This window comes from Paraburkholderia solisilvae, from assembly GCF_902859875.1.
GTDB lineage: Bacteria > Pseudomonadota > Gammaproteobacteria > Burkholderiales > Burkholderiaceae > Paraburkholderia > Paraburkholderia solisilvae.
In genome coordinates this window covers 1-13,661 of record NZ_CADIKF010000046.1, presented here as the reverse complement: position 1 = coordinate 13,661, position 13,661 = coordinate 1, and the positions used below count along the sequence as shown (strand labels likewise).

General features: G+C 66.9%; 8 protein-coding genes, 1 pseudogene and 1 riboswitch. Of the genes and pseudogenes, 2 read left to right on the top strand and 7 right to left on the bottom strand.

What is annotated here, in order from left to right; genetic code table 11:
- Positions 1-36: 36 nt before the first annotated feature.
- Positions 37-259, bottom strand: a riboswitch (yybP-ykoY riboswitch).
- A gap of 217 nt (positions 260-476) precedes the next feature.
- From guaD to HV675_RS24045, 7 genes are all read right to left on the bottom strand, one after another.
- Entirely contained in the window at positions 477-1,814 is a 1,338-nt protein-coding gene (guaD, locus tag HV675_RS24075) for a guanine deaminase (RefSeq protein WP_175113894.1), read from the bottom strand.
- Positions 1,815-1,948: 134 nt separating this feature from the next.
- Entirely contained in the window at positions 1,949-2,998 is a 1,050-nt protein-coding gene (locus HV675_RS24070; RefSeq protein ID WP_175113892.1) for an adenosine deaminase, read from the bottom strand.
- A 40-nt stretch (positions 2,999-3,038) separates the two neighbouring features.
- On the bottom strand, positions 3,039-4,052 hold the full coding sequence (gene xdhC, locus HV675_RS24065) for a xanthine dehydrogenase accessory protein XdhC (protein ID WP_175113890.1): 1,014 nt from the start codon (positions 4,050-4,052) through the stop codon (positions 3,039-3,041).
- A 167-nt stretch (positions 4,053-4,219) separates the two neighbouring features.
- Positions 4,220-6,712 (bottom strand): xanthine dehydrogenase molybdopterin binding subunit, encoded by a 2,493-nt coding sequence (gene xdhB / locus HV675_RS24060; protein WP_175113887.1) that lies wholly within the window; start codon positions 6,710-6,712, stop codon positions 4,220-4,222.
- On the bottom strand, positions 6,712-8,265 hold the full coding sequence (gene xdhA / locus HV675_RS24055) for a xanthine dehydrogenase small subunit (RefSeq protein WP_175113885.1): 1,554 nt from the start codon (positions 8,263-8,265) through the stop codon (positions 6,712-6,714). Before xdhA ends, xdhB begins: the two co-directional genes overlap by 1 nt.
- Before the next feature lie 547 nt (positions 8,266-8,812).
- On the bottom strand, positions 8,813-9,319 hold the full coding sequence (locus HV675_RS24050) for a disulfide bond formation protein B (RefSeq protein ID WP_175113883.1): 507 nt from the start codon (positions 9,317-9,319) through the stop codon (positions 8,813-8,815).
- Positions 9,320-9,516: 197 nt separating this feature from the next.
- Entirely contained in the window at positions 9,517-10,893 is a 1,377-nt protein-coding gene (locus tag HV675_RS24045) for an amidase (protein WP_175113881.1), read from the bottom strand.
- A 292-nt stretch (positions 10,894-11,185) separates the two neighbouring features.
- Here HV675_RS24045 and HV675_RS24040 point away from each other — a divergent pair, with 292 nt between their 5' ends.
- Entirely contained in the window at positions 11,186-12,943 is a 1,758-nt protein-coding gene (locus HV675_RS24040) for a cation:proton antiporter (RefSeq protein ID WP_175113879.1), read from the top strand.
- Between the two features lie 379 nt (positions 12,944-13,322).
- A pseudogene (locus tag HV675_RS24035) lies at positions 13,323-13,661 on the top strand (hypothetical protein); the annotation flags it as partial.

The window sequence follows — 13,661 nt, the reverse complement described above, 5'->3', positions numbered from 1 at the left end:
GCCGGATGTGAGCGAGCGACGACCCACAACGCGCCGGGCCCTTCGCGGCACGCCATGGATCATCGGTCTCGCCAGGCCAAAGGCTGCGTCTGCCATGGCCGTACAGGCCAAGTTTGTTGACAGACGCCCCCGCAAGCGATGTGCGCCGCGCAACCGGAACGACCCGACCGACCTCGATACGACAGACTTCACAGAAGCCTTCGCGAGCCGGCATTGCGCGTGACATGCAGCGGGGCGGCTACTCCCCAATGAGCGCGGAAGTATAGCATGGGGTTTTCGCGGAAGACGCTTTTTGTCGAGGTTCTTTTCGCCTACGAAGCTAACGAAGACATTTCGTTGCGAGTCCCGTGCGTTGCGCCATTTTTTAAGGACTTGCGCACGCTCACGCTCGCGCGTACGCCTGCACTTCATGCCGGGGATGCGCCTACGGCGGTCATGCCGCCGTCACGCGTCACCTATCGCCTGTCACGCGGCCATCACGCTGCGATGCGGGTTGTCCGCACCGCGTGCTCGCGCGGCGCATCGCGCCGGTGCACACGCCGGCCGGCCGCATACGTCTCATACACCGCGCGATCGTCGCCGAGCAGCGCGAACGCGAACAGCAACTCTTCGAGCGACTCGCAGCGCGACGTGCGGCGCGCGAGCAACGGCGTCGCTTGCGGATCGAGCACGACGAAGTCCGCTTCGGTGCGCGGCTTCAACGTGCCGATCCGGTCGGCCAGATCGAGCGCGTGTGCGGCGCCCGCGGTCGCGAGCCAGAACATCCGGGTGGCGCTCAACTGGTAGCCGGTCAGACGCGCGACCTTGTGCGCTTCGTTCATTGTCTGCAGCATCGAAAACGACGTGCCGCCACCGACGTCGGTGGCCAGCGCGAGCGGCATACCGGTGGCGTCGGCTTTCGCGAAATCGAACAGGCCGCTGCCGAGAAACAGGTTCGAGGTCGGACAGTGCGACGCGATAGCGCCCGTTTCGGCCATCCGCCTGCGATCCGCGTCGTCGAGATAGATGCAATGGCCATATATCGCGCGACGGCGCAACAGACCGTAATGATCGTAGACGTCGAGATAGCTGCGATGACCCGGGAACAGCTCGGCGACCCATTTCACCTCGTCGGTGTTCTCCGCGACGTGGCTTTGAATAAACACGTCGGGATGCGCGCGCGCGAGCTCGCCGCATGCGCGCATCTGCGCGTCGGTCGAAGTCGGCGCAAAGCGCGGCGTGAGCGCATACATTTGCCGCCCCTTGTTGTGCCAGCGGCCGATCAGCTCTGCGCTGTCGTCGTAGCCCGACTGCGCGGTGTCGCGCAAAAACTCCGGACAATGACGGTCCATCAGCACCTTGCCCGCGACCATCCGCAGATTGCGCGCATCGCTTTCGCTAAAGAGCGCATCCGCCGAATCCTTGTGCACGGTGCAGTAGACGAGCGCGGTCGTGGTGCCGCACGAGAGCAGTTCGTCGACGAAAAAGCGCGCGGTGTCGCGCGCCACCGCCGGGTCTTCGAAGCCGCGCTCGGTCGGAAACGTGTAGCGGTCGAGCCACGGCAGCAGCCCCGGCGCCGGCGACGCGATCATGTCGGTCTGCGGGTAGTGGATGTGCGTATCGATAAAGCCCGGCACGATCAGCTTGTCGCGCATCTCCTGCACCGCTGTGCCGGGCGCGAGCTGCGCCGCGGCCGATGCATACGCGCTCGCTGCGACCACATGGCCGTCTTCGACGATCACGAGGCCGTCTTCATCGAAGACCGCCGCATTGGACGATTGCGCGGGATCGCCGTTGAACGTCAGCAGTTGTGCGCGGAAGGCCGATTGAGTCATGGCAGAACGTGTCTCCGTAGTTTAGGTATGAGGGTTGCGCGGCGCGTGCGTGAATGTATGAGTTTGCGTTTGCGTTTGCGTGGCAAGCGGCACGGCGCCGTGCGGGTTCCGATCAGTGATGTCGATGCGAGGTTTCAGCGCGCGGGCGCCGCATGCCAGTGTGCATCGAGCTGCGCGATCAGCGCGGCGCGCTCGTCGGGCGTCACGAACGATGCGTCGAAGCCGTTGCGGATGATCGTGTACACCTCGGCATCGGTGAGTTTCAATGCGTCGATCGTCGCGAAGTAGTTTTCGTTGACGTAACCGCCGAAGTACGCGGGGTCGTCCGAATTCACGGTCACCGCGACGCCGTGATCGAGCAGGTCCTTCAACGTGTGCTTCGTCAGATCGTCGAACACGCACAGCTTGAGGTTCGACAGCGGGCAGACCGTCAGCGCGACGCGCGTGTCCGCAAGGCGCGTGACGAGCGCCGGGTCTTCGATGCTGCGCACGCCGTGATCGACGCGATCGACCTTCAGCAGATCGAGCGCTTCGTAGATGTACGACGGCGGTCCTTCCTCGCCGGCATGCGCGACGAGCTTCAACCCCTTCGCTCGCGCTTGCGCGAACACGCGCTCGAACTTCGACGGCGGATGGCCGTGCTCGGACGAATCGAGGCCGACGCCGATCAGCCGGTGCGAGTACTGATCGAACAGCGGCAACGCGGCATCGAAGGTCGCGAGCGCGTCGTCTTCTGAAAGATGCCGCAGGAAGCACAGAATCAGTTTGCTCGACAGGCCGCGCCGTTCGGCATCCGCGAGCGCGCGTTCGATGCCGGCGACCGCGGTCGCGATCGGCACGCCGCGTTCGGTGTGCGTTTGCGGGTCGAAGAAAATTTCCGCATGCACGACGTGGTCGGCCAGCGCACGCTCCACATAGGCCATCGTCATGTCGTAGAAGTCCTGCTCCTCGAGCAGTACGCTCGCGCCGGCGTAATAGATGTCGAGAAACGACTGCAGGTCCGTGAAGGCGTAAGCGGCGCGCAGCGCGTCGATCGATTCGTAGGCGAGCCGCACGCCGTTGCGTTCGGCGAGCCGGAAGATCAGCTCGGGCTCGAGCGAGCCTTCGATATGAATGTGCAATTCGGCTTTCGGTGCGCGCGCAACCTTTTCGGCGAGCGCGGAGCGTGGGGTGGTGGTGTTCATGGGACGGTCTTTGATGCGTCTTCTGGCTGGTTTGAATGGGTCAGACGGTTTGTGCGGGCGCGGCGTGCGCGTGGGCCTCGACCGCGCGCAGCACCTGCGCGGCAGCCGAGATCGCGATGATTTCCGGCGACTTGTCTTCGATGCCTTCGACGCCGAGCGGGCATTGCATGCGCGCAATACGCGCCGGGTCGATGCCGCGCGCGGCGAGCCGGTGCTCGAACTGCTTGCGCTTCGTATGCGAGCCGATCATGCCGAAGAACGCGAAGTCGCCGCGCCGCAGGATACGCTCGGCGAGTGCGAGATCGCGCTGATGGTCATGCGTCATCACGACGAAGTACGTGTTCGGCGCGGCGCGGTCGACGGCTTCGTCGGGCGCGTCGTTCGCGTCGATCGTCACGTTGTCCGCCTGCAGCATGTCCGCCGGCGGGAACTGCGCATCGCGCTCATCGACCCAGCGGACATGGCACGGCAGCGTGCCGAGCACGCGCACCAGCGCGGCGCCGACGTGCCCGGCGCCGAACAGCACGACCGCGAAGTCGCGCGGCGCGATCGTTTCGGTGAGCAGCGCGCCGCTGTCGTCGAAGCCGGCGCCATCCCACAGCAGACAGTCGGCGCTCTCGACGCCGGGTTCCGGCTCGGACAGCATCACCGCGTCCGGCGCGGGACCGAACGAGACGCTGCGGACCATCGACTTGCCCGCGGCAACGCGCTTCGCCAGCGTGGTGACCCAGCCGAGGTCGCCGACGTCGAGCCGCTCGAACGCGAGCACGACCGCGCCGCCGCAGCATTGGCCGAGGCTCGGGCCGAGCGCGAAGCGTTCGAGCCGGCGCATATGCGGTGCGCGCATGCCATCGCGCAGCACCTGGCGCGCGGTCTCGATCGCTTTCCATTCGAGATGGCCGCCGCCGATCGTGTGGCGGGCCGCCTCGCGCGTGACGATCATCTTCGTGCCGGCTTCGCGCGGCGCCGAGCCTTCGGCGCGCGCGACCGTCACCAGCACGACGGCGTCGCCGTGCGCGAGCAGCTGTTGCAGGTCGGTCAGCCACGCATGCATGCGGCTCTTCTCCATCCATCGCCGCGGCGGGGTGTCCGCGCGGCTGGTTGATCGGCGCGCCGCGCACGTGTGGTGCGCGGCGCATGGCGGTTGTTCGTGCTGCGGTCCGCGGGCAATGTGCGCTGCGGGTTGCCGCGGGTCGTTTCCGGTCGTTTCCGGTCGTTCGATCAGGCGGCGGTGTCGGCCTTCACGTGCACCGCCGTCGGTTGCGACCCGGGTTCCCGGCTTGGACCGTGCTCGTCCGCGATCGTTGCGTCCGCATGCAAAGCATCGAGCGCATCGAGGATCGCTTCGGGCGTCGCGGGCGCGCGCAGCGGCGGCGCGCGGCGTGCGTCGGGCACGGCCGCGGCGATCGCATCGCGGATCGCGAGCAGCACCGAAAACGACAGCAGCAGCGGCGGCTCGCCGACCGCTTTCGAACGGAAGACCGTCGGTTCCGCATTGTCGTTGCGAAAGAGCTGCACATTGAACGCGGCCGGCGTGTCGCTGACCGCCGGAATCTTGTACGTCGAGGGGGCATGCGTCATCAGGCGACCGTCGTGGTTCCACCAGAGTTCTTCGGTCGTGAGCCAGCCCATACCCTGAATGAAGCCGCCTTCGATCTGCCCGATGTCGATCGCCGGATTGATCGAACGGCCCGCGTCGTGCAGCAGGTCCGCGCGCAGCAGTTTCCATTCGCCGGTCAGCGTGTCGATCACGACTTCGGACACCGCCGCGCCGTACGCGAAGTAGTAGAACGGATGGCCGGTGAGTGTCGCCGGATCCCAATGAACCTTCGGCGTCGCGTAGAAACCGTCGGACCACAACTGCACGCGCGCAAGGTACGCGGCACTCACGAGTTGGGCGAACGGCATCGCGGCGCCGTTCGACTGCACGGCGCCGCCCGCGAACGTAACGTCGCGTGCGTCGCCGCCGAGCCGTTGCGCCGCGAGTTCCGCGAGGCGCGCGCGTATCTTGCACGCCGCGTCTTCGGCCGCCTTGCCGTTCAGGTCGCTGCCGGTCGACGCCGCGGTGGCCGACGTATTCGCGACCTTCGACGTATCGGTCGCGCTCACGCGCACGCGCGATAGCGGCAGGCCGAACGCGTTCGCGACCACCTGCGCGACCTTCGTGTTGAGTCCCTGGCCCATTTCGGTGCCGCCATGATTGACGAGCACCGAGCCGTCCTTGTACACGTGCACGAGCGCGCCGGCCTGATTCAGAAATGGCACGTTGAACGAAATGCCGAATTTGACCGGCGTGAGCGCAATGCCGCGTTTGAGCACCGGGCTGCGCGCGTTCAGTTCGGCGAGCGCCGCGCGTCGCGCGCGATAGTCGCTCGACGCAAGCAGTTCGTCGACAAGCGGCTCGAGGATATTGTCTTCGACGCGCTGCCCATACGGCGTTTCGTCGCGCTCGCCGATGCCGTAGAAGTTCGCACGCCGCACGTCGAGCGGATCGAGCCCGAGCTCGCGGGCGATGCTGTCCATCAGCACTTCCATCACGAGCGCGCCTTGCGGTCCGCCGAAGCCGCGAAACGCGGTGTTCGACTGCGTGTTGGTCTTGCACGCGAGCGCCACGATTTCGACATCGGACAGGTAATACGCGTTATCGAAATGGCACAGTGCGCGTGTCGCGACGGCGCCCGACAGGTCCGCCGAGAAGCCCGCGCGTAGCGCGATCTCGACGCGCGCGCCGACGAGGCGGCCGCGTTCGTCGAAGCCGGCTTCGTATTCGTAAGTCGCGTCGTGCCGCTTGCCGGTGATCATGAAGTCGTCGTCGCGATCGGCGCGCAGCTTGACCGGGCGGCGCAGCTTGTGCGCGGCGAGCGCCGCGACGCACGCGAAAAGCGCCGATTGCGATTCCTTGCCGCCGAAACCGCCGCCCATCCGCCGGCACTCGCAAACGACGCTGTGCACCGGCCAGCCGAGCATATGCGCGACCACCTGCTGCATTTCGGTCGGATGCTGCGTCGAGCTGTAGACGTGCATGCCGTCCATTTCCTGCGGCAGCGCGTACGCGATCTGGCCTTCGAGATAGAACTGTTCCTGTCCGCCGACTTCGAATGTGCCCGCGATCCGGTGCGGCGCGGCGGCGATCCGCTCGGCGGGCGCGCCGCGCGTCAGATGCAGCGGCGGCAGCACGAACTGCTTTTTCGCTTTCGCGTCGGCGACCGTGAGCACCGCTTCGAGCGGCTCGTAGCCCACCACGTCGTCGCTTTTCGCGAGGGCGGCGGCGCGGCGCGCGAGATCGTGGCTGGTTGCGATCACAACGAACACCGGTTGGCCGAGATAGAGCACTTCGCCGTCCGCGAGGATCGGGTCGTCGTGCACCACGGGACCGCAATTGTTCTCGCCGGGAATGTCGGCGGCGGTGAACACCGCAATCACGCCGGGCGCGCTGCGCACCGCGCCGAGATCGAGCGATACGATGCGCGCGTGCGCATGGCGCGAGAGCCCGAGCGCGGCATGCAGTGTGCCGTGCCGTTCGGGGATGTCGTCGGTGTAGGTCGCTTCGCCGCTCACGTGCAGCGCCGCCGATTCGTGCGGCAGCGCCACGCCGATTGCGGCCTGATCCGCGGCGGCGTCGTGCGGATGCGCATGAGCGGAGCGGGCCGTCTTTTGCCCAGGAGAGCCCGCAGGCGCGGCGGGCGCGATGAACGGACCGGACGGCTGGTTCATCACAAGGGCTCCTTCAGCGCCGCGCCCATATCCGGGCCGGCATGCGCGTCGGCGGGCGCTTCGTATGCGAAAGCGCTGACGCCGACGAGCGGCAACGGCGCGTGATCGCGCGTTTCCAGATGAAAGCGCCACAGCAGATTGCGCGCGACTTTCATCCGGTATGCGCTCGATGCGCGCATGTCGGTGAGCGGCTGGTAGTCGGCCGTGAGCGCGTTCATCGCGCGGTGCGCGGTGTCCGCGTCCCAGACGGCGCCGGTGAGCGCGGCTTCGGCACGGTGCGCGCGCTGCGGCGTCGCGGCCATGCCGCCGAACGCGACGCGCGCCCCGGCGATCGTGCCGTCGACGACGCGCAGCGCAAACGCAGCACATACCGCCGAAATATCCTGGTCGTAGCGCTTCGACACTTTGTACGTGCGGAAACGCAGATTCGTCGCCGGCCGCGGCACGCGGATCGCGGCAACGAATTCGCCGGCGGCCAGCGCGGTTTTCTGGTAACCGGTATAGAACGCGTCGAGCGGCAGCGTACGGACGATCGATTCGCGCCGCAGAACCACCTGCGCATCGAGCGCCAGCAGCGCGGGCATCGAGTCGCCGATCGGCGAGCCGTTCGCGACATTGCCGCCGAGCGTGCCCGCGTTGCGGATCGGCAATGACGCGAAGCGCGTCCACAGTTCGGCGAGTTCCGGATAATCGGCGGCGAGCGCCGCGTACGCCGCTTCGAGCGAGACCGCGGCGCCGATCGTCAGCGTTTGCGCATCGCGCCCGATGGTCTTCAGTTCGGCGACGTTGCCGATAAAGAGCAGATCGCCAGGTTCGCGAAACTGTTTGGTCACCCACAAGCCGACGTCGGTGCTGCCCGCGACGATGCGCGCCTGCGGATGCCGCGCGCGCAACTGCGCGAACGCGTCGACCGTGAGCGGCGCATGGAACGCACGCGTGCCGAAGGCGGCGCCGCGCGCGTCGGGGCCGGTGTATTCGAACGTGTCGTGGCGGCGGATCGATTCCAGTGCGCGCGTGAGCGCTGCGCGATCCACGGCGACGCGCGGATAGTCGAACATTTTTTGCGCGGCATCGACGATCGGCCGGTAGCCGGTGCAGCGGCACAGGTTGCCGGACAGCGCCGCGCCGATCTCGTCGCGCGTCGGCAAACCCGCGTCGGCCGGCTGGTTCTGGTATAGCGCCCACATCGACATCACGAAGCCCGGCGTGCAGAACCCGCATTGCGAGCCGTGACAGTCGACCAGCGCCTGTTGCACCGGGTGCAGCGCGCCGTGGTCCGCGCGCAGGTCTTCAACCGTGAAGAGGGCACGGCCGTCGAGCGTCGGCAGAAACTGGATGCACGCGTTGACCGCCTTCAACTGCAGCGCACCATGCGTATCGAGCTCGCCGATCACCACTGTACAGGCGCCGCAGTCGCCTTCCGCGCAGCCTTCCTTCGTGCCGGTGCAGCGCAAATCCTCGCGCAGGTACTGCAGCACCGTGCGCGATGCGGGCACGTCGCGCACTTCGTGCACGGCGCCCTGGCGGTAGAAGCGGATGGTGTGCGTTGTCATGGCAAATCCGGAAGACATTGCGGACCGGGCGCGCGTTACGCATTGGGCCCGAATCGGCCGGGCTCGCGCACGTAGATCGCCATCCTTGTAGCGAAGATAGCACCACCTCGTCTCAAAAATATTCCCCGCCGGTGATGAAGGCTATTCAGGGGCGGTCATGCGAGGGCGAGAAACGGCCCGGCGGGATCCGGCCGCGGCCCGCGGGAACGCGCGCAGAGCCCCGCCGCGCAAGGCGCTCAGGCCAGTATGCGTGGCGCCGGCGGCACGCGGCGTCGCGCAGGCGCACGGCCAGGTGTTTACGCGAACACGCAGTGGCTTTCGCGCAAATGAAAAGCGCAGGGCGCGGCGGTCAGCGGGACGGCGGGTCGCCGGCCGGTGCGGTGGAGATTTCCGGGAATCCCCGGGAATCTCGGGAATCGGCAGACTATGAGGGTTCGGTTCGCTGGCGTAGCGACTGCTGCGGCTGGCCGTGCTGCCGCCGTCACGCCCACGGCGCACGGCGGCCGAACCGCGCGGCGGACGCGGCAAGGTGAACGCAGTGATGACGTTAGCCCGCGCGGCGGTGGCGCCACAGGCTCGTCGCCAGCGCGATGAACGCGAGCACAAAGCCGATCAGCGACCAGGTGGGAAGAGAAAGACCGAGCAGCGGTGGGTACAGCGTCTCGCACAGTCCCGCGACCTTGAAGACGGACGGCAGCCAGTGCGCGGGCGGCAATCCGTCGACGATCGGCTGCAGCGCGTCGAAGCCGCAGCTGAAGTTCGGGTGCGACTGGACGTAGACATGCCGCGCGGCAGTGACGACGCCGCCGGCCGCGGACAGCAGCGCGAGCACCTCGAGCAGGCGTACGCCGCCCCAGCCGCGCAGGCGGGCGCCGAGGAACGCGAAGATCGCGATCAGCAGATAGAAGTAGCGCTGGATGATGCACAGCGGGCACGGGTCCTGATGCTCGACAAACTGCAGATAGAGTGCGCCGCCCACCAGCGCGACACAGACGAGGGCAAGCAGGACGAGCAGGTTGCGCTCGCTGCGCAACAGGGCGTTGTCGTTGTACATGGGTCGGTAGCGTTGCATGGGAGACCGGAGGGGTTGGGTGCCGCGATTCTAGCGCGAACGCCGCGCGCTTCGCCGAACCGTTGTCGCTGAAGCGGTGACGAACCCGCCGTGCCGCTCGTACTGCGCATACTGCACGTGCGGACGACACGAACCACGTGGCCCACACGAACCACGCGGACCACGCAACGTAGCGCTCATCAGCGAATCGTATTGAGCACCGCTTCGACCGCGCGCCCGAGCGCAAGCAACGCGTCGTCGCCGTATGGCGCGCCGGCGAGCATCAGGCCGACCGGTGCGGCGCCGCGCGGATGGCAGGGCAGCGACAGCGCGCACGCGTCAAGGAAGTTGAACGCGCTCGGGTTGCGCAGAATGCGGCCGTTGATCCGGAAGAACGAGTCGTCGTCGCGCAGCGCATCCGCGACGCGCGGCGGCACCATCGGCGTGGTGGGCGCGACGAGCGCGTCGAAGCGTTGCCACAGCGGGCGCGCGGCGGCGATCATCGCGTCGCGTTCGGCGAGCAGATCGAGGTAGTCGGCGGCGCTCGCGGGTTCCCCCTTCATGATCCGGAACAGCACGTGCGGATCGTATTCGTTGCGATGTTTTTCAAGCAGCGGCCGATGCCACGCGTACGCTTCGATCGACGAAAAGCCGACGCGGTTGATCTCGGGCAGCCGGTCGAGCGCCGCGAAGCGCACGTCCGACACGATCGCGCCGGCGGCTTCGAGGTGTTTGAGCGCGGTGTCGAGCGCCGCTTCGACTTCGGGGTCGAGGCCTTCGTTCACATAGTTCGTCAGCACGCCGAGACGCACGCCTTCGAGCGGCCGCACCGCGGGAATAACCGGTTCGAGCCCGGCGAGCATGCGGTCGACAAGCGCGCAGCACGCGACGCTTGTGCCGATCGGGCCGAACGAATCGAGCGTGGTCGAGAGCGGGATGCCGCCTTCGCGCGGAATGCGCGCGGCGGTCGGCTTGAAGCCGGTCAGTCCGCAGAACGACGCCGGTACGCGGATCGAGCCGCCGGTATCGGTGCCGAGCGCGACCGCCGCCATGCCGTCCGCGACGGACGCCGCCGCACCGGACGACGATCCGCCCGAGACCCGCTCGTCGCCTTTCACGTCGCGCCGGTACGGCGACAGCGGGTTGCCGAAGTGCGGGTTCAAGCCGACCGCGGAGAACGCGAACTCGCTCATGTTGGTGCGGCCGATCAGCACTGCGCCCGCGCGTTTCAGGCGCGCGACGGTGAGCGCGTCCGTGTGCGCGGGCGGCGCGTCGGCGAGCACGCGCGACGCGGCACGCGTGCGCTGGCCAGCAATGTCGAACAGATCCTTGATCGACACCGGGATGCCGGCGAGCGGCGACAGCACGGTGCCGGCCGCGCGCAGTTTGTCATGCGCGTCGGCGGCGGCGCGGGCGCCTGCCGCATCGACGTCGACGAATACGGTCGCGCCCTGGCCGGCCGGATCGGCGATCCGTTCGAGCGCGGTTTCGACAAGCGTGCGGCTCGTGGTGCGGCCGGCGGCCAGATCGGCGGCAAGCTGGGCGAGGGGCGGGAAGGGCGTGAAGTCGGTGCTCATGGCGTAAAGGGTGGTCGTTCGGGGCGGGTCGTTCGGACTCGGTTCGAGCGCTGATCCGGGGCGCGGTTCAGGGCGCGGTTCGGGGCGCGCTTCGGGGCGCAATGGGTGACGCAATTCGTGACGCAATCGAGGGCGCAATCCAGCGCGCAATCCGGATGCGGAATGCCCGCTATTGTGACCTGTCCATTAATCAGGCACAGCCAAACGGAGAATCTGCAATCGATCGATCAGCGGCCACAGGTTGTGCGCTACCATCGCAGCTTGAAGTTTACTTTTTGTAAGGATTCGCGCTATGCACCATGGTATCGGCTTCATTCAGGATCTGGCAGTCGTGATGGCGTTGGCGGGTGTCGTCACGGTACTGTTCCATCGCCTGAAGCAGCCGGTGGTGCTCGGCTATATCGCGGCCGGCGTGATCATCGGTCCTTATACGCCGCCGTTCCAGCTGATTCACGACCAGCAGACCATCCAGACGCTCGGTGAACTCGGCGTCGTGTTCCTGATGTTCTCGCTCGGGCTCGAGTTCAGCTTGCGCAAGCTCTTTCGCGTCGGCGCGACCGCGATTGTCGCCGCGCTCTCCGAAATCGTGCTGATGCTGTGGCTCGGTTATGAGATCGGCCGCGCGTTCGGCTGGGGTTCGATGGATGCGCTTTTTCTCGGCGCGATTCTCGCGATCTCGTCGACCACGATCATCGTCAAGGCGCTGTCCGAGCTTGGCCTGAAGCGCGAGCGCTTCGCGCAACTCGTGTTCGGCATATTGATTGTGGAAGATATTCTCGGCATCGCGATGCTCGTGCTGCTGTCCGGCATCGCGCAAACCGGCGAACTCTCCGCGGGCGTCGCGTTCGTCACGCTCGGCAAGCTGCTGCTCTTCATGACCGTGTCGCTCGTGATCGGCATTCTCGTCGTGCCGCGCGCGCTCAATTATGTCGCGCGCTCGAACAGCGACGAAATGCTGCTCGTGTCGGTGCTCGGCTTCTGCTTCGCGTTCTGCCTGCTCGTCGTGAAGCTCGACTACAGCATCGCGCTCGGCGCGTTTCTGATCGGCGCGATCATGGCGGAGTCGCGCCATCTGCATCGCATCGAACATCTGATCGCGCCGCTGCGCGATGCGTTTTCCGCGATCTTCTTCGTGACGATCGGGCTGATGCTCAATCCGGCGGTGCTCGTCGACTACGCATGGCCGATCGTGGTGATCACGGTCGCGGTGATCGTCGGCAAGATCGTGTCGTGCGGTCTCGGCACCTTTCTCGCCGGCAAGGACGGACGCACCGCGATGCGGGTCGGCATGACCGTGTCGCAGATCGGCGAGTTTTCGTTCATCATCGCGTCGCTCGGCCTGACGCTGAAAGTGACCAGCGCGTTCCTGTATCCGATCGCGGTCGCTGTCTCGGCGCTCACGACGCTTTTCACGCCGTATCTGATCCGCGCGGCCGATCCTTTGACACAGCGCGTCGCACACGCAATGCCGCGTGGTCTCGCCAACATGTTCGGCCTGTACGGGCAGTGGCTCGGCAACCTGAGTCCCGAGCGCGGCGAGCCGACGCTTTTTAGCATGACGCGCCGGATCATTCTGCAGATCGCGGTGAATCTCGCACTGGTGGTCGCGATCTTTCTCGGCGCATCGTATGGCGCGCCGCTCGCAAGCAGGCTGCTCGCCGGCTGGGTGCCGTCGGAACCGATCCAGCGTGTCGTGTTGTGGAGCGCCGCGCTGATCGTGTCGATGCCGTTTCTGGTCGCGGTCTACCGGAAGACGAAGTCGCTCGCGCTCCTGCTTGCCGAAGTCAGCGTGCAGCCGGCGAAGGCAGGACGCCTGACGAGCGCGCTGCGCTACGCGATTTCGGACCTCGTGCCGGTCGCGTCGATGGTCGGCGTATTTCTGCTGGTCGCGGCATTGTCGGGCACGATTCTGCCGCCGACCGGCCTGCTGATCGCCGTGCTGGTGTGCGCCGGCTTGCTGGTGACCGCGCTGTGGCGCTGGTTCGTGCGCATTCACGCATCGATGCAGATCGCGCTGCGCGAAACACTCGACGAGCAACCCGATCCTTGACGGTGTGCTTTCAGCGTGCGCCGCGTACGGGGTCGCAGCGTTGTGACGCGATGTAACGCGATGCGCGCATCGGTGTGACCGGATGTGACCAATTGTGTGCTGGTTTGCCGCTCATCGCGCGCTGGCGGATAATCGAACCCTGTCCATTCGTTCGCGCGCTGGGCGCGCCTGACACACCGTCATGAGCGAAAATAAACCAGATAACGCCGGAGTTTCCGGTACCCCCTCTGCCGCCATCCCGCCGGATGCATCACAGCCGGTGTCACAGCCTGGTTCACAGCCTGGTACACAGCCTGGTACACAGCCTGGTTCACACTCACAGGCCGGTTCACCATCCGGTTCGCAGTTTGCCTCACAGCCCGATTCGAAGCCCGAAGCAATGCCGGCGGCCGCCACGCCGCTGGCTGCCAAAGAAGCGGCCGCCACCGATTCCCCTGAAAGCGCATCGAACGTCACGCCGCAAGGCGCGGGCGCGGCCGATACGCTGCATCGTGACGCCGCGCAAACCGGCGAGATCTTTCAGGGCCGCGCTAACGCGAACCGCGCAGCCGTCGAGCCGCCGATGCCGATGCGCGGGCGGCAATCGGCCTACGCCGCCGAACCGACGCGGCCCGCGATGAGCGCTTCGGTCAACCCGGCGGTCGAACCGTCGCCGGGTCCGCGACTGGCGCCGCAAGCGGCGCGCGATGCGGTCGCCGCCGCGGCCGCGGCCGATGCC

Bases quoted from the DNA above. Each gene is read 5' to 3' on its own strand.
- guaD (WP_175113894.1), bottom strand. From the start codon at position 1,814: ATGACTCAATCGGCCTTCCGCGCACAACTGCTGACGTTCAACGGCGAT.
- HV675_RS24070 (WP_175113892.1), bottom strand. From the start codon at position 2,998: ATGAACACCACCACCCCACGCTCCGCGCTCGCCGAAAAGGTTGCGCGC.
- xdhC (WP_175113890.1), bottom strand. From the start codon at position 4,052: ATGCATGCGTGGCTGACCGACCTGCAACAGCTGCTCGCGCACGGCGAC.
- xdhB (WP_175113887.1), bottom strand. From the start codon at position 6,712: ATGAACCAGCCGTCCGGTCCGTTCATCGCGCCCGCCGCGCCTGCGGGC.
- xdhA (WP_175113885.1), bottom strand. From the start codon at position 8,265: ATGACAACGCACACCATCCGCTTCTACCGCCAGGGCGCCGTGCACGAA.
- HV675_RS24050 (WP_175113883.1), bottom strand. From the start codon at position 9,319: ATGTACAACGACAACGCCCTGTTGCGCAGCGAGCGCAACCTGCTCGTC.
- HV675_RS24045 (WP_175113881.1), bottom strand. From the start codon at position 10,893: ATGAGCACCGACTTCACGCCCTTCCCGCCCCTCGCCCAGCTTGCCGCC.
- HV675_RS24040 (WP_175113879.1), top strand. From the start codon at position 11,186: ATGCACCATGGTATCGGCTTCATTCAGGATCTGGCAGTCGTGATGGCG.